The following is a 26,934-nucleotide window of genomic DNA, read 5'->3' on the forward strand; positions in this document are numbered from 1 at the left end:
CCCTAAGGGCCTCCGACGGCAGCCTGCTCTACCGCGGCCGCGGCGACGCCCAGGTGCAGCTGCGGGGCTTCCGGGTGGAGCCGGGAGAGGTGGCGGCGGTGCTCGCTCGCCATCCTGCGGTAAGCCAGGCGGTGGTGCTGGCTCGACAGCGCAGCGCTGACGGCCTGGCTGGCGACCTGGTGCTGACCGCGTATTTCGTGCCGGAGAGAAGCTCGGAAGAGCTCGAAGCGAGGCAGGAGCTGCGCCAGTGGCTCGCCCGGCACCTGCCGCCCTACATGCTGCCGGCGGTCTTCGTCCAGCTCGACGCCCTGCCCCTCACTTCCCAGGGCAAGCTCGATGTCCGGGCGCTGCCGGATCCGTGGGAGGAAGAAGAGCAAGCCTCCGCTCCCTCTTCAAGCCATCTGCCACCCCAGGGCGCCCTGGAGCAGGTGCTGGCCCAGGCCTGGGCAGAAGCGCTGCAGGTCCCCCGAGTGGGCCGGGACGACTCCTTCTTCGATCTCGGCGGCCATTCGCTGCTGGCTCTGCAGGTGCTGACCTGGGTGCGCGAGACCTTCGAGGTGGAGCTGCCCATCCGCCAGCTCTTCGAACAACCTACCGTTGCCGGCCTCGCCCGGGCTCTGCGCCGGGAGCGTGGCGAGGCGGTAGAGACCGACGCCGAAGCGCTGCTGGAGATCCTCAGCCTCTCCGACGACGAGGTGGCTGCTGAGCTGGAGGAAGAGGTGCCTCGCTGATGGGGCTCCTGGACCTCGACGCCAAACGCCGGGAGCTGCTCCGCCGGCGCCAGGAGCAGCAAGGCGAGGGCACCGGGAAGAAGACCGCCCCGGCAATTCCCCGACGCGAGCCGGGAAAGCACGGCGAGCCCGCCCCCCTCTCCTTCGCCCAGCGGCGGCTGTGGTTCCTGGAGCGCCTGGAGCCCGGGACCGCCCGCTACCACATTCCCATCGCTCTGGATCTCGAGGGCGAGCTCTCCCCGGCAAGGCTCGCCGGTGCCCTGGCGGCGGTAACGGCACGCCACGGCGCCCTGCGCAGCCGCATCCTGGAGCAGGAGGGAGAGCCGCGGCAGGTGGTCGCCCCGGTGCCCCCGGCGGCGGCGCTGCTCCCGGTGGTCGACCTCCGGGGCCTGCCCGAAAAATCGGCCGCGGCCCAAGGAGAGATCCTCCAGCAGGCCGTCGCCACCCTACCCTTCGATTTGAGCACCGGCCGTCCGCTGCGGGGGGTGCTGCTGCGGCGGGGAGCCCACCGCCATCGGCTGGTGCTCTGCCTACACCACATCGCCACCGACGCCTGGTCCATGGCCATCCTGGTGCGGGAGCTGGGAGCCTTCTACGGAGGTGGCGGCGGCGAGCTGCCCGCTCCGCCGGTGGACTATGCGGACTTCGCCGTCTGGCAGCGGCAGCAGGCGGCGGCGGGAGCCTTGGACGAGTCCCTCGCCCAGCGCCGGAGGGCCCTCGAAGGAGCTCCCGAGCTCGACCTGCCGGCGCGGGCAGCCACCTCCCGGGAGCAGGAAGCAGCGGCCGGCGGCACCCGTCCGGCGGCCCTGCCACCAGGCCTCGCCGGCGACCTGGAGCGCTTCGCCGCCCGCCACCACGGCACCCCCTTCCTGGTCCTGCTGACCACCCTCGGCGCCGTGCTCCACCGCTGGACCGGGCAGAGGGATTTCGCCCTCGGCACGCCGGTGGCGGGGCGCCAGGCCCCGGGGGTGGCGGAAACCGTGGGTTGCTTCGTCAACATGCTGGCGATGCGGCTGCAGCCGACGCCGGAGAGCTCCTTCGCCGACTTCTTCGCCCGCACCCGAGAGGCAGCGCTGGAGGCCTTCGACCACCAGGAGGTGCCCTTCGAGCGGCTGGTGGAAGAGATCGCCCCCCGGCGCCAGGGTCGGCCGCCGATCTTCCAGGCGGCGCTCTCCCTCCAGGGCATCGAGCTACCGGAGCTCGAGCTGCCGGGGCTCAGCTGCCGGGTCCTGCCGGTGGCCACCGGCGCGGTGAAGCTGGAGCTGCTGCTGACCCTGGGCAAGGAGTCCGGTGGCGGCTACCGGGGCGAGTGGGAGCACGCCCGGGCGCGCTGGAGCGCCGACGCCGTGGAGCGCCTCCAGGGCCACCTGCTGCGCCTCGCCGCCGACGCCCTGGCCGAACCCACCCAGCCCCTCGCCGCTCTCGATCTGCTGTCGCCGGCGGAACGCCACCAGCTCACCGTGGAGACTCGAGCAGAAGAGAAAGGCTATCGCCACCGCTCCCTCTGGCAGCGCTTCGAGGACCATGCCTTGCGCCACCCCGACGCCCCCGCCATCAGCTTCCGGGAAGAGACCTGGAGCTACGGCGAGCTGTACCGCCGGGCCCTCGACCAGGCGCGGAGCCTCGCAGCAGCGCCCCCCGGGCCGGTAATCGTCGATCAGCCCCGGAGCCTCGGCCTGGTCGCCGCCATCCTCGCCGCCGCCGCCGCCGGCAGGCCCTACGTACCCCTCGATCCGGAAACTCCGGAGGAGCGCCGACGGTTGATCCTCGACGATCTCCAAGCAGGCTCCGCCGAGGCGCTCGGCTTCGGCCATCATCCCGAAGCCCCGGCATACCTGATCTACACCTCCGGCTCCACCGGCCGGCCCAAGGCGGTGGTCGTCTCCCACCGCGCCGCCGCTCGACTCTTCGACGCTGCAGGCCGGCACTTCGAAGTCCGGTGCGACGACGTATGGACCCTCTTCCACTCCCACGCCTTCGACTTCTCCGTCTGGGAGCTGTGGGGTGCCCTGGCCCACGGCAGCCGGCTGGTGGTGGTGCCCTACGAAACCTCCCGCGATCCCCAGGCCTTCGCCCGCCTGCTGCGGGACGGAGGAATCACCGTGCTCAGCCAGACCCCTTCGGCGCTGCGCATGCTCCTCGCCGACCGCGAATTCCAAGAGCGGCCCCCGACCACCCTGCGCTCCGTGGTCTGCGGCGGCGAGGCCTTGCCCCGGGAAACCGTCGAGGCCTTCTTCCGGGTCTTTCCGGAGGAAGGTTCGGAGCCGCCCCGGTTGGTCAATATGTACGGCATCACCGAGACCACCGTGCACGTCACCTACCACCAGCAAGGACCTCCGGAGGACGAGGTGATGGAGATCGCCGAGGGCACCACCGCCATCGGCCGGCCCCTGGACGACCTGGCGGTGTACCTGCTGGACTCCCGGCTGCGGCCGGTGCCCCTGGGGGCGGTGGGCGAGCTCGCCGTCGGCGGTGCCCACGCCGACGCGGGGCTGGCCCGGGGCTATCACCGCCGGCCGGCCCTCACCGCCCGGCGCTTCGTCCCCGATCCCTTCTCCCGCCGCCCCGGCGCCCGCCTCTACCGCAGCGGCGACCTGGCCCTAAGGGCCTCCGACGGCAGCCTGCTCTACCGCGGCCGCGGCGACGCCCAGGTGCAGCTGCGGGGCTTCCGGGTGGAGCCGGGAGAGGTGGCGGCGGTGCTCGCTCGCCATCCTGCGGTGAGCCAGGCGGTGGTGCTGGCTCGACAGCGCAGCGCTGACGACCTGGTGCTGGCGGCGTACTTCGTGCCGGAGACGAGCTCGGAAGAGCTCGAAGCGAGCCAGGAGCTGCGCCAGTGGCTCGCCCGGCACCTGCCGCCCTACATGCTGCCGGCGGTCTTCGTCGAGCTCGACACCCTGCCCCTCACCTCTCAGGGCAAGCTCGACGTCCGAGCGCTGCCGGATCCGTGGGAGGAAGAGAGCGGTGGAGAGCAGGTTGCCCCCCGGGGTTCTACCGAGGAGCGCCTGGCGGAAATCTGGAGGCACGTGCTGCGGCTGCCCGCCGTGGGCCGCCACCAGGACTTCTTCGACCTCGGCGGGCATTCCTTGTTGGCCACGAGGATCGTCGCGGCCGTCCAGCGCGAGCTGGGAGTCGAGCTGCCGGTGGCGGCGGTCTTCGAGGCTCCGACCCTGGAGTTGCTGGCCGGACGCATCGCGGCGGCGGCTTCCGATCCAGCGACCGAGGAGGCGATCGCAGAGACGGTGCCGAAGAGCCTCCAACCTGATCCCGCCACCCACCGGGGCGGCACCTTCCCCGCCACCGCCGCCCAACGCCGACTGTGGTTCCTGGAGCAATTGCAGCCCGGCTCCAGCAGCTACCACATCCCCTTGGCCCTGGAGCTGCGGGGGCCCTTACAGCCCAGCCTGCTGGCGGCGGCGCTGACCGCCCTGAGACGGCGCCATGGAGCCCTGCGCACCTCCCTGCCGGTGCCCGCCGGGAAGGAGGAGGGGGGACCGGTGCAGCGAGTGGCACCGCCGGCAGCGGATTCTCCAGCGACGGTCGATCTCGGAGGTCTGCCGGAAGCGGCGAGGCGGAATCGGTTGGAGCGACTGATCGAAGCCTTCTCCCAGCTTCCCTTCGACCTCCACCACGGCCCCCTCTTCCGGGCCCTCCTGCTGCGGTTGGAGCGCTCCCGCCATGCTCTCCTCCTCGACTTCCACCACGCGGTGATGGACGGCTGGTCGCTGAATCTGCTGTTGCGGGAGCTAGCGGAGCTCTATCGTCCGCAGCTCGACCCGCCGGCGGTGGCGAAGCTCGCCGCGGAGCTACCACCGGCGCTGCAATACGCCGACTACGCCCGCTGGGAGGCCGCCGGCGGCGGCGCTCGGGAGCGGCAGCGGGACCTGGACTATTGGCGCCAGAAGCTGCAGTCAGCGCCGCCGCCGGTGAACCTGCCGGCGGACGGCGAGCGACGGGGCGGTGACTATCGTGGCGGGCGCGCCAGCCGAACCCTCGATGCGGCCCTCTGCCGCCGTCTCGAGGAAGCCGCCCGGGAACGTCACACCACCCTCTTCTCCTGGCTGTTGGCGATCTTGGGAACGCTAGTGCACCGCCTCGCCGGGCCCGAAGACCTGATCATCGGCTCCCCCGTCGCCGGGCGAAACCGGCCGGAGGTGCAGGCAACCCTGGGCTGCTTCGTCAACATGCTGGCGCTGCGTCTGGACGCCTCCGTCGATCCCTCCTTCGAGCGCTTCCTGCAGGGCGCGCAGGAGACCACTACGGAAGCTCTGAGCCACAGCGCCGCTCCCTTCGAGGCCCTTCTCGAGGAGCTGGCACCGGACCGGGACCCGGACCGACCGCCCCTCTTCTCGGTGCTGCTCAATGTTCAGCATCTGGAGGCTCCCGCCGGCGCCCCAACCGGCGGCCTCGGTCTGGGCGACCTGGAAGTGCGCGAGCTGCGTCCGGCGGAGCCGGGAGCGAAGCTCGACTGGACTCTCTACGTCCGCGCCCCGGCCGCCGACGCTCCCGACGGCGGAATCCGCCTGGACCTAGTCTACAACCGAGCCCTCTTCCACCCCCGGCGCATGGAGGTGGTGGTGGCGCAGCTGGAAAGCCTGTTGGAGCAGAGCGTGGCGGCGCCGGAGACCCCTCTCTCCCACTTCCGCCTCGCGGTGTCGGGAGACGGTCTGCCGGATCCCCAAGCTCCCCTGCCGCGGCCGGAGGCGGCCTCCCAGGCCTGGACGCCAAGGGACAAGACGGTGGAAGAATCCGTCGCCGCCGTAGCGCTGGCGAATCCTCGCGGTTCGGCCTTGGTCGACGCTGCCGGCCGCACCCTGCCCTACGCCGAGGTGATGGCGGCCGCTCGCTCCCTGGCCGCGGCTCTGCGCACCGCCGGGCTCACGGCGGGGGCACGAGTGGGGATCCTGGGACGGCGCTCCCGCGGCCTGGCTCCGGCGGTACTGGGAGTCTGGCAATGCGGCGCCGCGACGGTGTTGTTGGACGCCGGGGAGCCCCTTCCACGGCTGCTCCGCTGCCTCGACCAGGCCCGGCCGGCGGCGCTCCTCGACCTCACCGGCGGCGGCACGGCCCAGGCCTTGGAGGAGGCGAGCCGGGAAGGCCCGGCGCTGCCCGAGATCTTGCTGCCCCTGGGAGACCCGGAAGACGGCCCCTGGCCTTCCCGGGTCGAGGAGGAGGCCGTCGAGGGCCACGGGAATGCCCCGCCGGCTCCCAGCACCCGGGAGCGGGAAGCCCACATCCTCTTCACCTCCGGCTCCACCGGCGAACCCCGGGGCGTGGTCTCCGGCCCCGAGCCACTGGCTCACTTTCTCGCCTGGCAGCGGCAGACCTTCGCCCTCGGCGCCGAGGACCGCTGGACCCTGCTCTCCGGCGTCGGTCACGATCCGGTGCTGCGGGATCTCTTCGCGCCCCTCACCGCCGGCGGCTCGCTGTGGATACCGCCGTCGAGCGAAGACGCCTCGGGGAATGGCGGCCCTCTGGATGGAGCCGAGCTCCTCCAAGGCCTTCAGCGGGCCGGGGTCACGGTTCTGCACCTGACGCCGGCGACGGCGGAGCTGCTGGTGACGGCAGCGGCGGAGAAGGATCATCTTCCCCAGCTGCGTCTAGTCTGCTTCGCCGCCGACCGTCTGCCGGTGACCACCGCCCTCGCCTTCCGCCGTCTGGCTCCAAAGGCTCGGCTGGTGGGCTTCTACGGCACCACCGAGACTCCCCAGGGCATCGCCTGGCACGAGCTCCACCGGCTGCCGGAGGATCTTCAGGGATCCGACGGCAGCCCCCTGGGGCGGGGCATCGATGGCGTGCAGCTGCTGGTGCTGGACCGCCACGGCAGTGGTGCCGGTGTGGGAGAGCGGGGCGAGATCGTGGTGCGCTCCCGCTTCCTGGCCCGCGGCTACTTGGGAGAGACGGAGAGCTGGTTCCCCGCTGGAGAAGAAGGGCTCTACCGCACCGGCGACCTGGGCCGATACCGCCCCGATGGCACCGTCGTCTTCGTGGGCCGGGGGGATCGTCAGGTGAAGATCCGTGGCCGCCGGGTGGAGCCGGCGGAGGTGGAGGCGGCGCTAGCCCGGCATCCGGCGGTAGCCCTCGCCGCCGTGGAAGCCCGGGCTGCCCGCGGTGACCATGACTTCGGCGCCGACCGGGAGCTGGTGGCCTTTGTCGAGCTGCAGCCGACTGCCCAGGAGACGGGCTCGGAGCTGCGGCGCTGGGTCGCCCAGCGGCTCCCCCCGGCGCTGGTACCCACCCTCTGGTCGATCCTCCCGCGGCTGCCGCGCACCGCCAGCGGCAAGGTAGATCGGCGGGCGCTCCCGTCCTTGGAAGGCGGATCCGATGCTTTGGAAGGACTGGTAGCTCCCACCCGTCCCCTCACCGCCACCGAGGAGCTGGTGGCGGCGGCCTGGGGCGAGATCCTCGATCTCGATCGACCTCCCCACCCCCACCTGCACTTCTTCGACCTCGGTGGCCACTCGCTGCTGGCGGCGCGGCTGCAGGCACGGCTGCGGAGCTCGTTGGGCGTTTCCTTCCCCCTGCGCCTGATCTTCGAAGCACCCCGGCTGGATGCCTTCGCCCGGCGCCTGGAGGAGCTGCGGAGGGAGCTGAGGCCCCGGGACTCCCAACTGCCGGCCCTGGGTTCGATACCCATTCCCGAGCAGCCGCCGCTGGCGCCGGCCCAGGAGCGCCTGTGGTTCCTTCAGCGGCTGGAGCCCCACTCCCCCGCCTACAACATGCCCTTCGCCCTCGAGCTGCGGGGGGAGCTCGACTTTCGAGCTCTAAGCCTCGCCCTCACCTCCGTCGCCCAGCGCCAGGCGGTGCTGCGCACGACCTTGCCGGCCCAGGCCTCCAGTCTTCCCTATCAGCGGGTGGATCCTGCGGCGCCGGTACCGGCGCCCTGCATCGACCTGCGGCAGCTGGTGGACGCCGAGGCGGAAGCGCTGGAGCTCCAGCGCCGCGAGGCGGCGAGGCCCTTCGATTTGGAAGAAGACATGCCGTGGCGGGTTCTGTTGCTCTTGCTCCCCGGCGCCGGCAGCCGCGCCCGGCTGCTCCTCACCCTGCATCACGCCGCCGCCGACGGCTGGGCCCTGGGCATCCTGGCGCGGGATCTGATCACCGCCTACCGGCGGGCGTTGGAGCGGGGCGACGCCGGAGGTCCCTCTCTCCTGCCGCCAACACCTCTTCTACCGACGACACCCGTGAGCTACGTCGACTACGCCCTGTGGCAACGGCAGGCGGTCCTCGAGGGCTCCAAAGGCTCGGCGTCCCAGCTCGACGAGACCGTCCGGCGGCTGCGACGCACCCTGCCGAAGCAGACGCCGGAGATCCCCGGGGACCGGCAGCGCTCCGTCATCCATAGCTCCCGGGCGGGAAGGCGCGCCGGAGAGCTGACGCCGGCCATCACCGGCGGTCTGCGGCGGCTGGCTCGGGAGCACGGGGCGACTCCCTTCATGGTCTTGTCGGCGGCTTTCCTCGCATTGATCCATCGTCTCACCGGCAGCCCCCGGCCGGTCCTTGCCACGCCCCACGCCGGACGCTCGGCGCCGGAGCTGGAGGAGCTGGTGGGAGTCTTCGTCAACGTCCTGGTGCTGACGGTGAATCTGGAACCCCAGCCCAGCGCCGCCGCTCCGAGCTTCGGCGACCTGGTGCGGAAGACTCGCGAGGCCACCCTCGAAGCCCTGGACGCTGCAGCGGTGCCCTTCGACCGCCTGGTGCAGGCCCTCGCCCCGCGTCGGGAGGCCCACCGCACTCCCCTCTTCCAGATCATGCTGGCGCCCCAGGACGCCCCCACCGAGGCGCTCCAGCTCCCCGGCCTGGAGTGGAAGCCGCTGCCGCCGGAGCCGGCGGCGGCGCGTTTCGATCTCTCCTGGCTGTGGACGCCGGAGGGGGAAGAGGGCGCCATGCAACTGGTGCTGGAATACCGCGCCGAGCTCTACGATGCCGCCACCGCCGAGCGCCTCGCCCGGCAGCTGGAGCGCCTGTTGGCGGCGGGACTGGAGCGGCCCGCCACGGCACTGGCGGAGCTACCCCTGCTGAGCCCGGGAGAGTCGCGTCAGCTGGAGCAAGAATCTTCTCTCCTCGTCGAGCCGCCAGCCCGAGGTCCAGCACGGGAACCCGACCAAGAGCCGGCCGTCGGCAGAGATCCCCGAGATCGGCTGGAGCTGGAGCTGCTACACCTCTGGCAGGAGCTGCTACGGCTGCCGTCGGTGACCATGAACGACGACTTTTTCGCCCTCGGCGGACACTCGATCCTGGCGGTGCGGCTGGTGGGTGAGGTCCGGGACCGCTTCGGCGTGGACTTGGCCCTGGCGGATCTCTACGGTGGACTCACCCCCGCCTCCCTCGCCGCTGCCGTCCGCCGCCGAGGGGCCTCCGGAGCTTCGGCACCGGAGCCGCGCTCTCGCCTGGTCACCCTGCGTCCCCCTTCCCATCGGCACCGCAGTGGGGCGCCGTGGCTGTGGGTTCACCCCGGCGGCGGCTCGGCCCTGCCCTACGTGCCCCTCGCCCAGCATCTCGACGCGCCGGTCTACGGCGTCCAGGCGCCGGGGCTGGAGGCCGGCGAAGAGCCGGTGAGCTCCGTCGGCCGCCTCGCCGAGCTCTATGCCGCGGCGATCCGGACCGAAGAGATTCCCGGCCCCTACCGCCTCGCCGGCTGGTCTTTCGGCGGACTGGTGGCCTTCGAGCTGGCCCGGCACCTGCAGACCGCCGGAGAGGAGGTGGCGCTGCTCTCGGTGCTCGACATGGGCCCCCGCTATCCCCTGCCGGCGCCTCGGGAACAGCGCTGGGCAGCCTCGCCGGAGGAGCTCTTCCCGGGGCTGGAGATCGGCGCCGAAGAACGGGAGCAGTGGCAGCGGCAGATCGCCAACAGCAGCGACGAGGACGAAGCGCTCCGCTGGCTCATCGATCTGGTCCGCCACCGCGGCCTGCTACCGGCGGACTTCGGCTTGGCGGAGGCCCGCCGCTACCTGGCGGTGACCCACGCCAGCCGCACCGCCCAGCGCTCCTGGCGGCCCGAGGAGACCCTCCAACCGCCCTACGCCGGCCCTCTCCTGCTGCTTCGCCCGGAGCAGGACCGAGATCTCTACGACGTTCCCGAGGATCTGGGGTGGGGCGACATCGCCGCGCAGGTCGAGGTGGTCTGGGTCGCCGGCAGTCACGGCGACATGGTGGATCCACCCCACGCAGAGGCCCTGGCGCGGCTGCTGCGGACCTATTCGCCCTCGTCCAACAGCCCCAGCCCATAACCCACCTGAGCGAAGCTCGCAGCGTCGAAGCCGCCGAAGCCGCGGTCACCGTCCGGTACCGATTCGAGGTGCGGGAGGATGGATTGACGGTAGGTCTCAGGATCGCGGATCTTCTCTACCGCCGACCGGGAGAGCCTTGCGGCGGCGCGGAGCAGGGTCTGGAAGCGATGCCCCACCGGGGTGCCCTCGGCCTTCGCCAGAGCGTCTGCCGCCTCGGCGCGGGCATGGGACCAGAAGGGGGTGTCGTAGACCGATCCGGCGCGGTAGTGCCAGACGACGAAGAGGCCCACGGCGTCCACCGTCTCCGTCAGCTCTCGGTTCACTTCCGCCAGCACTTCCGCCGACCACTTCGCCTCTCCCCCCACTCCCACCAGCTCGTCCCGCAGCCAGTGGCCCGCCACCTGCAGCTGGTGCAGGATCAAGCCGATGGCGGTGGCTTCCAGGGGCTCGAGGAAGGCGGCGGCATTGCCCAGACGGAAGAGGGCGCCGTCGAAGAGGCTGCGGCGGCGGAAGTTGGGGAAGGGAAGGAGGCGCTCTTCGCCCTCGGTGGTCAGCCCTTCCTCGCTGAGGAAGTGATCGAAATCCGCCGCCACCTCTTCCCGCGAGGAAAGCTCGCGGCAGTGGATGTAGCCGTAGGAGGTGCGGTGGGCCAGGGGGATGACGAAGATCCAGCCGTGGGGCCGCGCCACCGCCCGGGTGCCGCCGGTGAGGCCACTCACCGGACCCCGGCGCAGCAGGGCGGCGTCGGTGGGGATGCCGGGGAGTCGGTGCTGATCGTCGAGCTCGGCCCAGGGAAAGCCCCGGGCATCGAAGACGAAGTCCGCTTCCAGCGCGCCGCCGGAGGCCAGCTCCAGCCGCACCCGGCGCCCGTCGCTGGAGAGCGCCGTCACCCGATCGTCCAGCCGGGTAGCGCGGATGTGCCGCGCCAGCAGTGCCGGCAGCCGCTCCGCCGTCAGATGCAACGCATAGCTGCCGGCGCCGAAGTTGTGGAAGAAGACCTCGCGGTGCCGACCCCAGCCCTCGAAGCGCACCCCCAGTTTGTAGGTCGCGTCGCAGAGCTCCGCCAGCGCCGGCATCTCCACCCCGGCCATCGAGCGCAGCCAGGGAGGGAAGCTCGGCAAGGTGCCCTCCCCCACTCCCAGGGACGGCAAGCCGGAGTCGAAGACGTGGAGCAGCCGCCACCGCGGAAGATGATGGCTGAGGTGCGCCGCCGCCATGAAACCGGCGGTACCTCCACCGAGGATCACCGCCCGGGGTTCTGTCGGCGGTCCTTGCGTCTGAGCTGGAGCCATGGGCCAAGAGTATAGAAACCCGGCGAATCCTAGAAGAGCAGTCGGTCCGAAGCGCTACGACCACCGAAGGCCGACGCGGTAGAATCGCGGCAGCCGCTACGCCCCCGTTTCCCAGCCAACCCCTCGGAGACTCAGCATGGAACTCCCCCTCTACCAGGTCGACGCCTTCACCGACCGCCTCTTTTCCGGCAACCCCGCCGCCGTCTGCCCGCTGGACGAGTGGCTCGGCGACGAGCTGCTCCAGGCCATCGCGGCGGAGAACAATCTCTCCGAGACCGCCTTCTTCGTGCCCCGGGGGGAGATCTTCGAGCTGCGCTGGTTCACCCCCACCGTCGAGGTGGCGCTCTGCGGTCACGCCACCCTGGCCAGCGCTTACGTGCTCTTCTCTCTACTGGACTATGGGGAGGATGTGGTGCGTTTTGCCACCCGCCAGAGCGGCGAGCTGAGAGTGCGGAGGATGGAGAGCCTGCTGGAGATGGACTTCCCCGCTCGTCCCCCCACAGTCCAGAGCCCTCCCTCGGGCTTGGTGGAAGCGTTGGGGGCGCCAGTGCAAACGGTGCTGGGCTCGGCGGAGGATCTCTTGGTGGTGCTGGAAAGCCCCGAAGCGGTGGCGGCGATGCAGCCGGATCTGGCCGCGCTGGCGAAAGTGGAATGCCGCGGGGTCATCGTCACCGCCCGCGGCGGCGGCTCACCCCTCGCGGCTTCAGCGGATGGCGACGCCGATTTCGTCTCCCGCTTCTTCGCTCCCCGGGCAGGAGTACCGGAGGATCCGGTCACCGGCTCCGCCCACTGCGTGCTGACTCCCTATTGGGCGAAGGAACTGAACCGCAAGGAGCTGACGGCCCGGCAGATCTCCCGCCGCGGGGGCACGGTGCGCTGCCGCCACGAGGGGGATCGGGTCACGCTTGGAGGGGCGGCGGTGCTGTACCTGCAGGGCACGGTCAGCGTCTCCTGACCAGACCGCGGAGCTCAGGCCTGAATCGTGCGGTATTTGGCCTTGGCGAATTGGAACAGACCGTAGAAGAGCAGCCCAAAAGCGGTGAAGCCGAAGAGATAGACGCCGTACGCGGCGGACTCCAGGGTGCGCATGGCCTCCTTGAAGCCAGCGGCCTGGGAAGGATCCACCTTTAGCGCAGCCATCACCAACAGCCCACCGATGACGCTGAAGACCAATCCCCGGGCGGTGAGAGCCCAGCGGGCGGTGCGCTCGAACCAGGTGCGCGCCTTGGCGGACATCTCGTGCAATCGCATCTTCTTGCGGAAGCTGGCCTTGTAAGCGCGGTAGAACTGGCGTATTGCGATGGTCAGGACCACCAAGCCCACGCCGCCCACCAACCAGCGCCCGAAGGGTTGACTCATGAGCTCGGCGGTTTTGCTTTCGGTCGAGCTGCCGCCGGGACCGCCGGAGCCGACGACCAAGCCCACTGCACCCAGCACCAAGGAAGTGTGCAGGAGACCGCTGCCCAGAGCGTAGGCACGCTGGAACCATTCCTGGAGGTCGCCGTCGCCGCTGCCTTCCGGATTCTTGATCGCCTGGACGAAGCGCCAGAAGGCGTAGCAGGCGAGACCGAGGGCCATCACCGCGAGGAGGATCCGTCCAAAGGGCTGGTGCAGGATAGTCACCAAAACTCCCTCCGAGCTCTCCACCCCTCCTCCAATCCCCACTGCCGCCCGGGCAGCGAAGAGGCCGATGAGAGTGTAGACCACTCCCTTGGCCGCATAACCGATACGGGCCGCCAGCGGAATCCAATCCGCGACGTCCGCGACTGGACCGACGTTCATGACTGATTCAGTTCTCATTCGGGTCTCCTCGAAAGTGGTCAGAGCAGATTCGTGACCATTGAAATCTTCGTTCTTCCCTGGCTATTCAAAGAGCAAACCCCGTTCCAGCTGTCAGCGGCCACCGAAACAAGCGAAATGAGGGCGAAAAGCCCGCAAAACCCCGGATTTCCGCCCTCTCGCTTGTAATTCCTCCCGCCGTCGCAGGAAGGAACTCCAAAGCTCCGCCGTCGTCGATACCCAACCCTCAAGGGTCGGCGGAAGCCGCGATGTTACGCGACAATGAATTTTTCAATATATCCATTGGCAGATATCGACCTCTGCTAAAGTGCGGGGAATTGTGTGACTCCTGGAGTTGTCGCAGCGGGTCCAGGCCGGGCCAAGACAGCCCGGCCTGGGCACTCAGCACGATGCTCAGGATTTTTTTCTGTCTTTCGTTACAGGAGACCTCGTCATGTTCTCGACCCTCCCCCTGGATTGCTGTGCCCACCTCACGAGTTCCAGAGTCGTCCGGACTCTGATGGCCGCCGCCCTCCTCCTCGCCGCCGAACTTTGGCTGGCGCCGTTAGCCCAAGCCGGTCCGGCCACCGCCGCTACGCCCACCATCTGGACCCTCGACGATCAGACCCTGGACCTCGCCGCCACCGTGCCGGGCTACGGTGGCCATTTCTACGGCGCCGACGGTAGCCTCCAGATCTACCTGCAGGATTCGGCGGCGGCCTCACCGCTGCTGGCAGGCCTGAGCTACCGCGCTCTGGCGGCGGACTACTCCTTCGCTCAACTACAGGACGCGGCGGATCGAGTGCTGGCGGAGCTCCAAGGGCTGCCGGGAGTCGTGTTCAGCGACCTCGACGAAAGCCGCAACCGGGTCGTGGTGGGAGTCGGCTCCGGCCTCGCGGCGGCACGGATCAGCGCGGAGCTGAGCAGCCGCGGCCTCGACGGCATCGTCGAGGTGCGCGTCGTGTCCCCGGTGGTGCAAGCGCAGGAGCTGGAAGATTATTTCCCCAGCCCGGCGGGAGGAATCCAGGTGAGCACCCTCGACTTCCCCTGCACTCTGGGCTTCAACGCTCAGCGCGACGGCATCTTCGGATTCATCCTCAACTCCCACTGCACCAACGACATCGGCGGCGTCCAGGACACCGAGCTGTACCAGCCGACGGACCTGGTGAGCCCTGAGCTCTTCGCGCTGGAGATCGTCGATCCGGAGTTCTTCATCAACGACCCCTGCCCCGCCGGCCGGGTCTGCCGCTATAGCGACGCCGCCTTCGCCCGCTACAAGGATTGGGTCGCCGCCCAGCTCGGCCTCATCGTCCGCACCACCTTTAGTGATCCTTCCTCCGGTTCCACCACCATCGACGACCTCCAGCCCACTTTCACCATCGTCTCGGACGCCTCCACCGCCTCGGTGCTGGGGGCTACCCTGCACAAAGTGGGGCGGACCACCGGCTGGACCGAGGGGCCCCTCTCCACCACCTGCGCCAACGTCAACATCGACGGAAGCTCCATCACCCTGCTGTGCCAGAACTGGGTCGACGCGGGAGTTTTTGGGGGCGACAGCGGCTCCCCGGTGTTCAGCCGCCTGGACGCAACCACGGTGCAGCTGGAGGGCATTCTGTGGGGACGCAACGTGGACGGCGACCGCTTCGTCTACAGCCCGGTGCCGATGATCGAGCAGGATCTGGGCGCGCTCCAGACCTTTTGATGGCTCGCCAAAGATCCCCCGCCGGGTACTCGGATCAGGTCTCAGAACGGTCCCAGCAAGCTGAGCTGGCCGTCGGCGGTCTCGGCGGTTTCCCCGGGCCAGGGCGCGAGGGAGCCGACGTCGAGATCGCCGGCGAGCATGCGGTGGAAGCGGCGGGCGAAGGGCGGTGCGTGGAGATTGTTGGGGCAGTGGACCATGAAGTAGGGTTGCCAGCCGCCGCGAATCCACGCCCCGAGGACTCGCGCCCAATCCTCCAACCAGGGATCGCTCACCGCCGCCGACGGATGTCCTACCCAACGCACCAGCGGGTGGCGGCCGGTGACCTCCGGCGCCACCGGCAGATCCGGCTTGGCATGGCGGGCGGCGGCGACGTCCGGGTGGTCGGGATCCCCGGCGCGCAGAGCTCGGGTGTCCATGATCACCCGCTCGGCACCGAGCCGGCGCAAGACCCGCGACAGCGCCGCCGATCCCGGCGACCGGTGGAGCGCCGGGTGGCGCACCTCCACGGCGTAGCGAAAGCCCTCCGGCAGACTCCCCAGATAACCTCCTAGAAGATCCAGATCCGACGGTCCCAAGGCCCGCGGGAACTGGATCATGAACGGCCCCAGCCGCTCTCCCAGGGGCGTCATGCGGCGCAGGAACTCGGTGGTCTCGCGACCGGCACCGCGCAAGCGCAGCTCGTGAGTGATCCGCTGTGGGAATTTGAAACAGAAGCGGAAGCTGGCCGGCGTCGCCTCGCGCCAGCGCTCCACCGTCTCTGCCGTGGGCACGCTGTAGAAGGTGGTGTTGCCCTCCACGGTATTGAACACGCGAGCGTATTGGCGCAGGAAATCCGCCGGCCGGGCGTCGGCACTGTAGAGATTGCCGCGCCAATCCGAGAGCCCCCACAGCGGGAGCCCCAGGAAGTAGGATGAGACGCTCATAGGGTGACTCTATCGCTACCCCGCTGCCGGGCCTACGAGGGGCGGCAGCGCAAGATTCGGGTGGCTCGCCCCGGTGCCGGCGACTAGGCTGGCTGCATGAACACACAGCTGCACTCTGCTCCCGAGGCCCCCATGACGCCCACTTCCAACCCACCGCCGCCCTCCGGCGACGACTACCGCCGGGTCGAAGCGGCCCTTGCCTTCCTCGAAGCGCACCGCCAGCGCCAGCCGGAGCTGGCGGAGGTGGCGGCGGAGGTCGGGCTGAGCCCTTTCCACTTCCAGCGGCTCTTCCGCCGCTGGGCCGGGGTCAGCCCCAAGCGATTCCTCCAATACCTCACCGTCGAGCACGCCAAGGAGCTGCTGGATCAGCAGGCAAGCCTCCTCGACGCCGCCCTCGACAGCGGTCTCTCCGGCCCCAGCCGCCTCCACGACCACTTCGTCAGCCTCGAAGCGGTGACCCCCGGTGACTACAAGCGCCGGGGGGAAGGGCTGGTGATCCGCTACGGCTGCCACGCCACCCCCTTCGGCCCGATCTTCCTCGCCACGACGGAGCGGGGAATCTGCCGGCTGGCGTTCCTGCCGGATGCCGACAGCGAATCCGGGCTGCCGCCCCAACCGGAGCCGGAGTTGCTGGGCTCGGAGCTGCTGGGCCCGGAACTGAAGGCCCTCGCCGAGCAATGGCCGGACGCCGCGCTGGAGGCGGACCAAGCAGCCACCGACCGCTGGGCTCGGCGCCTGCTGGATCTCCAGCAGCGCCGCCCCACCGAGGTCACCCCGCTGTTGGTCCAGGGCACCAACTTCCAGCTGCAGGTATGGCGGGCGCTGCTGCGCATCCCCGCCGGCGGCGCCGCATCCTATCGACAGATCGCCCAAGCCATCGGTCGCCCCGGCGCCGCCCGCGCCGTCGGCCGCGCCGTCGGCGCCAACCCGGTGGCGCTGCTGATCCCCTGCCATCGGGTGATCCAAGCCCTGGGCCCATCCACGACCTACGACTGGGGCGGCTACCGCTGGGGCACCATCCGCAAGCAGGCTCTGTTGGGTTGGGAGGCCGCGCGGCGAGAGCTAGGCGCCGCCCCCCCGGCGGAAGGTATCCAAAGCTAGGTCGATGATCTGCTGATTGGCGGTGCGGATGGAGCCCAGGTGGTCCGCGCCTTCGACGATGAGACATTCGCCGCCGGCGAGACGGGCGAGGGCTCGGGTGTCGTCGGGGCGCACGCCGCGGTCGTCTTCACCGCTGACATAGGCCTTCGCCTGAACCCGCAAATGAGGAGCGTGGCGGCGCATGTCCATGAAACGGTAGGACGAGCGGGTAACGTGCTGGAAAATCTTGTAGAACGGCAGACCCAAGGGCTGCGTGTTCCGCGACCACTCGATGAGGTGCGGCGAGACGTCCTCGAAGAAGGCGCCGAGAACGCCCTCCTCGCGGCTGAGCACCGGGTGAGCCCAATGGCCGCCGGAGCTGACCCCCCAGAAGTGCAGGGGCAACCCCGCTCCCCGCCGACGCAGCTCCGCGAGAGCGTCCGCCACATCGCGGTCAAAGAAGCCTTGGGGCGGACTGCTGGCACCAAAGCCGCTGAAATCCGCGGTGAGCACATGGTAGCCCGCCTCCCGCAGCGCCACGATGCGGCCGCGGCGGTGGAAGTAGGAGCGCCCCCACTCCATCCACGGCGGCATCATGAGCACGGCACCGCGGACCTCACCCGAACCGGCATTGGCAGCCGGAAACCAGGTGCCGCCGAGGGACCCACCGCGCCCCTTGCGGGGGATGGTGAGCAGCTCGTACGGCTCCAGCGCCCGTGGTGGCCGGGGCATCTCCACCCGCGGCAGGCGCGGCGCCAGAGCGCGGAAGAGCTGGCCGGAGAACCATTCCATGGCCTTGCCGGGGCGTTCGGGCGGGGCGGCGCTGGGGGAGGGTGCTGCAGACATCGGGATTGAAGAGGTCGGATCGTGGCCGTGGCGCGAAGGTCAAGACCTGCGGAGATGAACGAAGGGCGCGTGCCGTGATGATCCATCAAAGCAGCCCCCAGAGCAAGCCGACCCGGCCTGGGCGCCCTGTCCTGACCCGCAAATCGCCTCCCGAGGAGGTGGGCTGGCGCCCACCCTACCGACAGTGGTTGCCTCGTCGCGAGTCGGGGGGCACGAGCCCACCATCACCCCCCTGCTCCCCCTTGACTTCCAGCCGCTAGAATACCCTCCATGCTACCCGTGATCTTGGTGCTCTTCGTCCTGCCGCTGGCGATCATCGCCGGCGCGGTGCTGCTGGCCTCGGCGACTCCTCGGAGGAAGCTGTGATGGTCACCGCCAGCGGCCTGGCCCTCGCCTCCTTCATCGCCTATCTGGTGGTGGTGGTGGCCATCGGTGTCTACGCCACCCGCTTCTCCTCCGGCGGCGTCAGCCACTTCTTCATCGGCGGCCGAAGCATGAATCGATTCGTCGTCGCCCTCTCGGCGGTGGTCAGCGGGCGCAGCGCCTGGCTGCTGCTGGGGGTCACGGGCATGGCCTACACTCGCGGCGTCTCGGCGGTGTGGGCGGTGGTGGGCTACATCGTGGTGGAGCTCTTCCTCTTCCTCTTCTACGCCCGGCGGCTGCGCCGCTTCAGCGAAACCCACGACTGCGTCACCGTGCCGGACTTTTTCTGCGACCGTTTCGAAGATCGTAGCGGCCGACTGCGGGTGTTGTTGGTGGGCATCATCCTGATCTTCATGGTGCCCTACGTGTCGGCTCAATTCGTCGCCGGCGGCAAGGCCTTCAGCGCCAGCTTCGGCCTCGATCAAACCACCGGCGTGTTGATCACCGCCGGCATCATTCTGCTCTACACCATCCTCGGCGGCTTCCTGGCGGTGAGCCTGACGGACACCCTCCAGGCCTGCTTCATGATCGTCGCTCTGGTGGCGGTGCCGGCGGTGGCCTTCGGTGCCCGCGGCGGCTTCACCACAGTGATGGAGCAGCTGGCAGCGCTGGACCCCAGCCTCCTCGATCCCATGGCCCTCACCGCCGGTGCTCTCCTGGGCTTCTTGGGCATCGGCCTGGGCTCCCCCGGCAACCCCCACATCCTGGCCCGCTACATGTCCATCGACGACGCCGAGCAGCTGCGCTGGGCGGCGGTGGTGGGGACGGTGTGGAATGTGATCATGGCCTGGGGCGCGCTCTTCATCGGCTTGGTGGGCCGCGCCTGGTATCCCACCGTGGAGATGCTCCCGGATGCGGATCCTGAGAATCTCTATCCCCTCCTCGCTGGCGAGATCCTGCACCCGGTGCTCTTCGGGCTGGTCATCGCTTCCATCTTCGCCGCCATCATGTCGACGGCGGACTCCCAGCTGCTGGTGGCGGCCTCGGCGGTGGTGCGGGACGTCTACGAGAAGGTTTTGCGGCGGGGCCGGGAGGTGCCCCAACGGCGACTGGTGCTGCTCAGCCGGGGCGTCGTGCTGCTGCTGGTGCTGCTCTCGTTGATCCTCGGCTTCCTGGCCCAGGATCTGGTCTTCTGGCTGGTGCTCTTCGCCTGGGCGGGCCTCGGCGCCGCCCTCGGGCCGACCTCCATCCTGGCTCTCTTCTGGCGCCGCACCACCCTCCCGGGGGTGGTGGCGGGGCTGATCACCGGCACCGTCGTCACCATCGTCTGGAAGCAGACCCCGGCCCTCTCCGGCCTGCTCTACGAGCTCATCCCGGCTTTCGTGGCCAGCACTCTCGCGACGGTGGCGGTGAGTCTGATGACCCGCCCGCCGGCCTCCGCCGACGAAGCGCTACGGATCATGGAGGGTTAGGCACCAGAGTGGTCCTGGGCCACGGCTTGGGAAGATCGCTACCTCAGTAGGGGTCGCGGCCGAAGTGCAGCTCCAGGCTGACCCCCACCAGCATCGATCCCTCGCGCTCGATATCCGACTGTTCCCGCGGCCAGGTGTAGCCGACGATGAGCTCGCCGAAGAGCCAACGGTCCTTCAGCGGCCGGCGGTAGACTCCCCGCTGCCCGTACTCCCGCAGCGGCACCTCGCGCTCCGTGGCACCGCGAATGAAGAACTCATAGGCCAGGGCCGAACCGCTCTGGAGATTGCGGTAGAGGAGGCCGGTGGTGCGCCACTCGAGGCCGTCGCTCTCCTGATGAATCGTGCCGATGTTGCTCCAGCGCAGGAGCAATTTGTCGCTCAGCAGGTGGTCCAGAGCGACACGGGTGGTGGAGCCGAAACCGTCCCGATTCTGCCAGAAGACGGTTTCCCGCAACCGCCACACGGAGCGCTCACCGACGAAGACATTGCGCCGCCAACGGCCCTGGGCGAAGATCTCCGGCGCCGAGCGCAGCTTGCCCCCGACTTGAAAATCCAGACGCTGGTTCCAGCGACCCGGCGGCCGGTAGCCAAAGCCCGCCAGCCATTGTTCGTCCCGATCGACGTCGAAGAGGGACGAGCGCTGCTGGAAATCCTCCCGCCGGTCCTGCACGAACTCCTCCTCGTCGTCACGGCCGAAGAAGACGTTGACCCGGTTTTCCAGCGTCGGCAGGTCGTAGTTCACCCGTACCCGCACATCGACGTCGGTGCCCTCCGCCTCGCTGTAGATGGGGGTCACCTCGATGCGGCCGGAGACCTCGCGGGCATTCTCGACGTCCGCCACGCCACCGAAGAGCCCGTCGAGCCATAGAGTGGCGCCACAGAAGGTCTCGTGCACCCGCCGGCGGGATTTATCCAGTGTCGTTTCGTCCTCCGGCGACTTCTGCCGGCAGAGCTCCCGCAGACTGAACTCGTCCTCCCCTTGCTCCTCGGCCTCCATCTCCTCGAGCTTCGCGGCCGGAATCCCCACGGTCTCGGCCTGCTTTTTTCGGGCCTTGGCCTCCGCCTGCTCCGCCTTCGCCTCCTCGAGCTTGTCCGTAGCCTCGTGCAGCGGCATCTCCCACTCGATCTCGGTCCAGAAGGTACCCTCGATCTCCTCTTCCGGGGCTTCGGAAGGCTCCTGGTTTTCGGAAGGACCAGAGTCTTCGGGAACCTCCGGGTTCTCGGGTGTCGGTGAATCCCCGTCTTCCGACGCCGTCTCCCGGTCTCCCTGGAGGTCGCCCTCGTCTTCCGTCTCTGCCTCTTCCTCATTCCCTGCCGGACGCCAGTCTTCCTCCAGCGGTTCCAGACCTTCCTCCGATGGGCTTTCCGGCGGAGCCACTGCTCCCTTCTGCACCGGGGTCTCAGGCCCCTCAGGACCGCTGCCGGAACAGGCCGTCAGCACCACCACCACGACCATCCAGGCCGCCAGGTTCAGGCGTCTCGCCGATGCCCGAGCCCTCCGCACTGCAGCTCTACTCATTACCCATGGCCCTGCTTTCCCCTGGCCCACCTGGCCTTCTCGACCTACCCCGAGGCTCGCTCGACACTCGATTCGTCTGTCTCGTTTCTGACTCAGGCAACAACATTACTTCGCTGAGAGCCAGGCCTCAAGGGAATCCGTGGACGACGCGCTCCGAGGCTCCCACCGCCGCTCTCTCAGCGACTCCCTCAATGTTAATCTCGGGGCAGGAATCAAACCTCATCGTCCTTCGGTAGGCCGCGGGATGCTTGGCTGCCGACGTCTGCACCGATCTTCCCGGCGGGCACGACGCAACTTCGCCGGAGCCCCGGATCGAGACCAAGGACTTCGAGAGCCAGGCCCTAGGCGAAAAGAAGACCCACCGAGAAGATCTTGGACAACGCGACGCTACCGGCCCCCGTACCGCGCACAGAGGAGCCTCGTCGGCGTACCGCGGAGAACCCCTCCACCCTGCCCTACCGGCGCGACATCGACGGACTGCGGGCGGTAGCGGTGCTGGCGGTGGTCCTCTTCCACCTCGATGGCCGCTGGGCGCCGGGGGGCTTCGTCGGCGTAGACATCTTCTTCGTCATCTCCGCCTTCCTCATCACCGGCAGCATCGCCGAGCAGATCTCCGCGGGCCGATTCTCGTTGTTGGAGTTCTACCGCCGCCGGATGCGGCGCATCCTGCCCGCCCTCACCGGAGTCGTGCTCGGGACGCTGGCGTTGGGCCATTGGATCCTCCTGCCGTCGGATCTGGAGCGCCTTGCCCAATCCGCCATCAGCGCCCAGCTCTTCGCCGCCAACATCTTCTTCACCTTCTCCTTGGACACCGGCTACTTCGCCGACGATGCGAGCCTCGAGCCCCTGCTCCATCTATGGTCCCTAGGAGTGGAGGAGCAATTCTATTTCCTGTGGCCGCTGCTCCTGCTGGCGGGGCTGCCCAGACACCGGCTGTCTCGCCTGCTCACCGCCTTCGTCGTGCTCATGGTGGCCTCCTTCGTCGTGGGAGAGCTGCTGGTCATCTCCCATCCCCTCTTCGCCTACTACATGCTCCCCACCCGCGCCGGCCAGCTCATCGCCGGCGCTCTCTGCTATTTCGCGGTACGGCGCTTCGCCGGCGGCGTCTCGTCCCGGACCCGAGGACGCCTGCCGGGCAACAGCCTCGCCCGGACCGGCCTGGAGCTCGGCGCCGGTCTCGGCGTCCTGCTCATCGCCTGGAGCATCGCCGCCCTGGACGGCAATTCCGGCTTCCCCGGCTTCAACGCCGTGCCGGTGACCCTCGGGGCAGCGCTGGTGATCTTCGCTGGATCAACCCCCGGCGGCTCGGGCACAGAATCCCCCACCCTGGTGAGCCGGTTGCTCAGCCGCCCCACCATGGTGGGCATCGGCAGAGCCTCCTACTCCATCTATCTCTGGCACTGGCCGCTGCTGGCGTTCAGCAAGTATGCCTTCGGCCCCCTGAGCCCGTCGCTCCAAGCTTGGAATCTGCTGGCCATCACGGTGCTTTCCTACCTGTCCTATCGATTCATCGAGCTGCCCTTCCGCAAGGACACCGCGCCCTTCTTTTCCGTCGCCCGGAAGTACTTCCTCGTTCCCACGGCGGCGATCCTGACCATCGCCGGCCTGCTCCTGGCCACCGACGGTCTGGGAACCTATTGGAACGACGAACGATATCGTTCGGAGCTGGCCCGGGCCTCCGCCCGCCAGCAAATCCCGGCGAAGGCGGATTTCGTCTGTCAGCGCTGGCGGGTCACCGACGAGCTCTCCCGCACGGACCGCTGCATCATCGGCGGCAACGACGAGCCCCGAACCCTGCTCTGGGGCGACTCCAACGCCGCCCACTACGTCGGTGTTCTGGGAGAGATCGCCCAGGAGCTGAGCTTCTCCTTCCGCAACCTGGCCCACAGCGGCTGCCCCCCGCTACTGGACCGCCCGGAACGCTTCGTCCGCACCTCCCGCAAGGTGAACTGCCGCCGCTCCATGGCGACGGCACGGGACGTCCTCCCGCGCTTCGACCGAATCATCATCGCTGCCAATTGGGATAGTTACCTGTCCCGCTACCCGGAAGAGATCGAGGCCGAGCTGGAAAGAACGGTGCGCGAGCTCCAGGCTGAGGGCAAGGAGCTCTATCTTCTGGGCCGGGTCCCGAGGATCAGCGGCATCGATCTCAAATGCGAGCGCAAGCGGGCCAAGCTCTCCTTCCTCGACTGCCGCCGCCGCTCCGCCGCCCCCCGCTCCGTCACCGACAACGCCAACACCGTCATCCAGGCCATCGCCCGACGCAATGACATCCCCTACTTCGACATCAGCGACCTGCTGTGCAACGAGGAGATGTGCTCCGGATACTTCGACAACCAGCTGGTCTACCGCGACACCGGCCACCTCACCATGGACGGCTCCATCCTCCTGGGCTCGGTCGCGCGCCAGCTGCCGGAAGCCCAACAAATCTTCGCCCCCCTGGCGGGGCCTACCTCCCAGTCCCCCCCACCTCCTCTCCCTTGGACCTCTCCCAGGAGCGACGCCGCCGCAAGCGCGGTATTGGGAGCGGTATCTGAGGTCGGCACGAGCTGGTGTGCCGAGGCCTTCTTCGAAAACTCGAACAACAGCGAACTGTTCTCCACCCCCGCCTGTACCACCGACGTCGGCGTCAGATCCGCGCGGAGCCATTGCTAGGAACCGAAGGGCGAGTAGTACGCATCTCCCTACCCTCTCGCCGCCGCTGCCGGAGAGCACCACCAGATTGCCGGTCTGATCGGAGAGCGGCTGATAGAAGGACTCCAGAGAACCGTCACCGTCGAGATCGGTCTCCAGTCCGACTGAGAGCCTTGATGCCCAAGGCCGGCTGCCGGCGCCTGGCGATCACCTTCAACCACCTCCACCAGCGGCGGCACATGACCGTTGGCAAGAGCTTCGTGGCGAATGTCCTTCGCGGTGCACAGCGGGAAGTGCTGCGGGCCCGCCGCGACATCCGGCGCCGAGAACCGAGGATGGCTCCTCGCAACCTCATCTGGCCTCTCGACCTGACCGCTGTGACGAACGAACCCTCACCGATCCTCGGGATTCTCGACCACGGCTCGCGGGCCTGTCTGGACCTCGAGATTCTGCCTTCCAAGAGGTCGGTGACGCTCCTTCGAGCTCTCCTCGAGACCATGGAGCGCTTCGGCAAGCCCCGCATCGTCAGGACCGACAACGAGCCGGTCTTCACCTCCGGCCTATTCTCGTGGGCCCTGGCTCTCCTCGGCATCCGCCACCACCGCACGGCGCCCTTCGCCCCTTGGCAGAATGGCCGCATCGAACGCTTCTTCGGCACCTTCAAGCGAGCTCTACGCAGCCGCCCCCAGCTCGGCGAGGACGGCCTGGTGGATCAGCTGGATCTCGCCGAATTCCGGGTCTGGTACAACCACCTCCGCCCCCACCAAAACCTCGAGGGCCTCACCCCCGCAGAGGCTTGGCGAGGGAAGGAGAACAACCGGCGAAGGACGGCGCGATGGGTCAGCGCCTGGAGCGGCGCGCTCTCAGGCTTCTACTGGCCCTCTGGGTGAGGGCACGAGGCTGGAGAAATGCAAGACCGTCAGGCACCGGCGGGGTGTCCACAGGGAGGAAGCGTCCAGGGAGGTCGCAGAACCCGGCACTAGCGAGAAGGCGACGCTAGGAAGAGGATTTCTGCCGGGATACGAGGCCTTCTCTGCAGGGATCTAGCCGCCTTCCGGCCAAGATTCACCCAGAACGAGCTCAGACGGAGCGTGGACAGCGTGGACGGGACAATGAGCTCAGACGGAGCGTGGACAGCGTGGACGGGACACCTGAGAGGTGCGGGTCAGACGGAACGCACCAGTTCTTGTGCAAGGTGACCCGTGGACACCGTGGACGGGACCCCTGCTATCTCGGCGGATTCTCGAGCTCCGTCCCAGATGTCAACTTGTAGAACTCAATCTGCTCAACCTTCGCTGGCCACTCGTCTCCGTACGTGTATCCCTCGATCGCAGTCACGTAGCCATTGTCGACATAGACGAGATAGCCGGTTTCGATCTTGGTGGCGTTGAGCCTCGCACCGACCTCCCCCCAGCGCATCGAAACTCCATCCTTGAACAGTTTGAGTTCCGGCGAGCGCCGTAGCTCGGTCAAGAATCCGACGCCAGTAAACTCCCGGTCGACCACATCGACCGCCTCGGCATGAAGCTCGCCCCTCCTTGGCGGGAGTTCATTGTCGGCGAACATACGCCCGAGCACGGACGCTTCGAGTTCCGTTAGCTTCATGGTCGCCCTCATGGAATAAATGCCGTGCCCACTTTGACGACCCCCTCCACGACCGCACCGCGCAAGGTCACCGTCTGGCCCGCGACCTCCACAGTCGTCTGGAAGACTCCCTTGATCGCTCCTTGATTTGCGAGCTGCTGAGCAGCGCCTTCCAGCGCATTGAAGGCGGCAACGCTGTCGCCCTTGAAGGCGTCGAGTACCCCCCCGAGCTTATGCTTCGCCAGCGATTTCGGACCGAAGACATGGTTGGCCGCATTTGCGACTCGCGGCGCTACCCCCGCTGTCGCCCTTGGGACAACCTGTCGCCCAGCGTTCGGAACCATCCGAACACCATCATCAAGAAACTCTAGCCCATGGTGCGCGAAGTTGCCAGTTGCTGCTCTACGAGAGGCCCCCGAAGCCAATGAGCGGCTACTGCGCGCTGCCATTGTCGAAAGGCCGCTAGAGCTGACGGCTGCACTCGCTTCAACACCACCGAGGAGAAGGGCCGTGACCTCAACCGTCGTGTATTCCAGAAGCTCCACCTCGGGCCAAGCATCCGCGATCCCACAATGAAGCACCTCAATCGCACCCTGGCAGGTTCCCGCAGGGCCAAGGTATTGCTGTACCTTCGAAGACACCCTACCGAGGCCGAGCCCCTGGCTTTTGAAGTACAGACCTAGTTCCTCGCGAAGGTCGTAGTCCGGATCGACTCCAGCAAGGAAGGTCGACACAGCGTTGAATTCCGACTCCCGTGCTTCACGAGCCCGCCTCGCTCTACCCGCGGCCAGATCCTGGCGAACCCACTCCTGCTCCTCGCGACTCCCGCGGTACAACCCCAACGGATCCCCAAACACCACCGGCGAGTTCATCGCGAAGATGTACTGGCTCGGCCCATCGACGTAGCCGAGCGGGTCCGCCGAGATGAAGCGCCCCAGCTCGGGGTCGTAGTAGCGGTTCAGGTCCCCTGGCGTGAGCTCGTCGCTACGGAATTCGTAAGCCCTAATACTTGCTGAGACTTAGCATCCGTTGATCCAGATGCCGCTATGGATTCCGAGCTCAAGACCCCAGATACGAGTTTTCGGTTAGGGAGGCCGAAACGGCGGAGGCGAGGGTAGGAGCCAGAGGGTTCTTTCTTTAGCTGCTCTCTCGAGAGCTACACCGGATCGGTTCAGGACAGGACCGCGGGCAGAGCGGCTAAAGAAGGAAGGCTGGCTGGGTCGGCTAGGGCGACCTGATCTCGGAGCCCCGCCGGAGGCACCCGACCCCATCGCCGCGGTTCTGCTCGATCCGGGCGCGCAGGTCGGGACCAGGGCGGCGCAGCCGCCGAGCGCCAGCGAGGGCACCCTGGTCGCAGCCGAGCACCCGGATAGGCTGCATTCGCGATGGGTCGAGGACGAGCTCGGTCTCGGCAGCCGGCCGGGCGCGGCCCGAGCACGGCGACCGCAGGGCGCCGCGCGCAGGAAAGCCGGCGACCGGCCGGCGGGGCGGGGGTGTCTGCGGGCGGGTGGGCGGAAGCTGCGGGCGCGGAAGCCGCGTGGGAGCGGCCGCGACCTGGCGGCCCGCTCGCCGGCCACGGCGGCCGTGCGGGGCGAAAACGGTGCGGTGGAGGGCTGCGGGGAGCCCCCTGCGAGGGGGCGGACGGGACCGCCGACGGCCGCCACAAGCGCTCCCTGGCCCGGACCCAGTTTGCATAGTCTTCGATTATGTAAAGGCCGCAGGCCCCAGGCGGGACGCGCGAGGGCCAGGTCGGAGAATGCGCATTCTCGGACAGCGACGTTG

At 68.6% G+C, this 26,934-nt stretch carries 15 protein-coding genes and 1 pseudogene; 8 read left to right on the plus strand and 8 right to left on the minus strand.

From position 1 onward, the window contains the following. Positions 1-731, plus strand: a 731-nt coding sequence (locus tag SX243_13215) for a phosphopantetheine-binding protein (GenBank protein ID MDY7093925.1), incomplete at its 5' end; no start/stop codon positions are given. Then, positions 731-9,958, plus strand: a complete 9,228-nt coding sequence (locus SX243_13220) for a condensation domain-containing protein (protein MDY7093926.1) — start codon at positions 731-733, stop codon at positions 9,956-9,958. The genes SX243_13215 and SX243_13220, both read left to right, overlap by 1 nt. Here SX243_13220 and SX243_13225 read toward each other — a convergent pair. Then, the gene (locus tag SX243_13225; GenBank protein ID MDY7093927.1) at positions 9,925-11,250 is read right to left on the minus strand and encodes a tryptophan 7-halogenase; all 1,326 of its coding nucleotides are present in this window, start codon (positions 11,248-11,250) and stop codon (positions 9,925-9,927) included. The two genes, SX243_13220 and SX243_13225, sit on opposite strands and share 34 nt — an antisense overlap. A 136-nt stretch (positions 11,251-11,386) precedes the next feature. Between SX243_13225 and SX243_13230 the strand changes: the two genes are divergently transcribed. Next, on the plus strand, positions 11,387-12,205 hold the full coding sequence (locus tag SX243_13230) for a PhzF family phenazine biosynthesis protein (protein MDY7093928.1): 819 nt from the start codon (positions 11,387-11,389) through the stop codon (positions 12,203-12,205). A gap of 14 nt (positions 12,206-12,219) precedes the next feature. Here SX243_13230 and SX243_13235 read toward each other — a convergent pair whose 3' ends face one another. Further along, a complete protein-coding gene (locus tag SX243_13235) occupies positions 12,220-13,050 on the minus strand; it encodes a DUF1206 domain-containing protein (GenBank protein MDY7093929.1) in 831 nt (276 codons plus the stop codon). A gap of 433 nt (positions 13,051-13,483) precedes the next feature. Between SX243_13235 and SX243_13240 the strand changes: the two genes are divergently transcribed. Next, entirely contained in the window at positions 13,484-14,731 is a 1,248-nt protein-coding gene (locus SX243_13240; GenBank protein MDY7093930.1) for a hypothetical protein, read from the plus strand. Between the two features lie 41 nt (positions 14,732-14,772). On the opposite strand, the gene SX243_13245 is transcribed toward SX243_13240, so the two are convergent. Then, complete coding sequence (locus SX243_13245; GenBank protein ID MDY7093931.1) at positions 14,773-15,654, minus strand: DUF72 domain-containing protein; 882 nt, start codon at positions 15,652-15,654, stop codon at positions 14,773-14,775. Positions 15,655-15,786: 132 nt separating this feature from the next. Between SX243_13245 and SX243_13250 the strand changes: the two genes are divergently transcribed. After that, positions 15,787-16,755: a methylated-DNA--[protein]-cysteine S-methyltransferase gene (locus SX243_13250; protein MDY7093932.1), complete on the plus strand. Its 969-nt coding sequence runs from the start codon at positions 15,787-15,789 to the stop codon at positions 16,753-16,755. On the opposite strand, the gene SX243_13255 is transcribed toward SX243_13250, so the two are convergent. Continuing rightward, the gene (locus SX243_13255; protein MDY7093933.1) at positions 16,717-17,580 is read right to left on the minus strand and encodes a hypothetical protein; all 864 of its coding nucleotides are present in this window, start codon (positions 17,578-17,580) and stop codon (positions 16,717-16,719) included. The genes SX243_13250 and SX243_13255 overlap by 39 nt on opposite strands. Positions 17,581-17,945: 365 nt before the next feature. On the opposite strand from SX243_13255, the gene SX243_13260 reads away from it, so the two are divergent. Next, on the plus strand, positions 17,946-19,415 hold the full coding sequence (locus SX243_13260) for a sodium/proline symporter (GenBank protein MDY7093934.1): 1,470 nt from the start codon (positions 17,946-17,948) through the stop codon (positions 19,413-19,415). Positions 19,416-19,458: 43 nt separating this feature from the next. On the opposite strand, the gene SX243_13265 is transcribed toward SX243_13260, so the two are convergent. Next, a complete protein-coding gene (locus tag SX243_13265) occupies positions 19,459-20,934 on the minus strand; it encodes a hypothetical protein (GenBank protein MDY7093935.1) in 1,476 nt (491 codons plus the stop codon). Between the two features lie 372 nt (positions 20,935-21,306). Here SX243_13265 and SX243_13270 point away from each other — a divergent pair, with 372 nt between their 5' ends. Together SX243_13270 and SX243_13275 are read left to right on the plus strand one after the other, a co-directional pair. Further along, positions 21,307-23,589 (plus strand): acyltransferase family protein, encoded by a 2,283-nt coding sequence (locus tag SX243_13270; GenBank protein ID MDY7093936.1) that lies wholly within the window; start codon positions 21,307-21,309, stop codon positions 23,587-23,589. A gap of 155 nt (positions 23,590-23,744) precedes the next feature. Beyond that, positions 23,745-24,458, plus strand: coding sequence for an integrase core domain-containing protein (locus SX243_13275; GenBank protein MDY7093937.1), 714 nt, complete (start codon positions 23,745-23,747; stop codon positions 24,456-24,458). Positions 24,459-24,795: 337 nt separating this feature from the next. Here SX243_13275 and SX243_13280 read toward each other — a convergent pair whose 3' ends face one another. The 3 genes and pseudogenes from SX243_13280 to SX243_13290 all read right to left on the minus strand — a co-directional run bounded on the left by SX243_13280 (position 24,796) and on the right by SX243_13290 (position 26,159). Next, entirely contained in the window at positions 24,796-25,173 is a 378-nt protein-coding gene (locus SX243_13280; protein ID MDY7093938.1) for a hypothetical protein, read from the minus strand. A gap of 8 nt (positions 25,174-25,181) precedes the next feature. Then, positions 25,182-25,886, minus strand: coding sequence for a hypothetical protein (locus SX243_13285; protein ID MDY7093939.1), 705 nt, complete (start codon positions 25,884-25,886; stop codon positions 25,182-25,184). Positions 25,887-25,997: 111 nt separating this feature from the next. Then, positions 25,998-26,159: pseudogene (locus SX243_13290) on the minus strand (RHS repeat-associated core domain-containing protein). Positions 26,160-26,934: the final 775 nt, after the last annotated feature.

The sequence above is a fragment of the Acidobacteriota bacterium genome, from assembly GCA_034211275.1.
Classification (GTDB): domain Bacteria; phylum Acidobacteriota; class Thermoanaerobaculia; order Multivoradales; family JAHZIX01; genus JAGQSE01.

Excerpts from the sequence above, each read along its gene's own strand:
- SX243_13220 (MDY7093926.1), top strand. The coding sequence starts at position 731 with ATGGGGCTCCTGGACCTCGACGCCAAACGCCGGGAGCTGCTCCGCCGG.
- SX243_13225 (MDY7093927.1), bottom strand. The coding sequence starts at position 11,250 with ATGGCTCCAGCTCAGACGCAAGGACCGCCGACAGAACCCCGGGCGGTG.
- SX243_13230 (MDY7093928.1), top strand. The coding sequence starts at position 11,387 with ATGGAACTCCCCCTCTACCAGGTCGACGCCTTCACCGACCGCCTCTTT.
- SX243_13235 (MDY7093929.1), bottom strand. The coding sequence starts at position 13,050 with ATGAGAACTGAATCAGTCATGAACGTCGGTCCAGTCGCGGACGTCGCG.
- SX243_13240 (MDY7093930.1), top strand. The coding sequence starts at position 13,484 with ATGTTCTCGACCCTCCCCCTGGATTGCTGTGCCCACCTCACGAGTTCC.
- SX243_13245 (MDY7093931.1), bottom strand. The coding sequence starts at position 15,654 with ATGAGCGTCTCATCCTACTTCCTGGGGCTCCCGCTGTGGGGGCTCTCG.
- SX243_13250 (MDY7093932.1), top strand. The coding sequence starts at position 15,787 with ATGACGCCCACTTCCAACCCACCGCCGCCCTCCGGCGACGACTACCGC.
- SX243_13255 (MDY7093933.1), bottom strand. The coding sequence starts at position 17,580 with ATGTCTGCAGCACCCTCCCCCAGCGCCGCCCCGCCCGAACGCCCCGGC.
- SX243_13260 (MDY7093934.1), top strand. The coding sequence starts at position 17,946 with ATGGTCACCGCCAGCGGCCTGGCCCTCGCCTCCTTCATCGCCTATCTG.
- SX243_13265 (MDY7093935.1), bottom strand. The coding sequence starts at position 20,934 with ATGAGTAGAGCTGCAGTGCGGAGGGCTCGGGCATCGGCGAGACGCCTG.
- SX243_13275 (MDY7093937.1), top strand. The coding sequence starts at position 23,745 with ATGCCCAAGGCCGGCTGCCGGCGCCTGGCGATCACCTTCAACCACCTC.
- SX243_13280 (MDY7093938.1), bottom strand. The coding sequence starts at position 25,173 with ATGAAGCTAACGGAACTCGAAGCGTCCGTGCTCGGGCGTATGTTCGCC.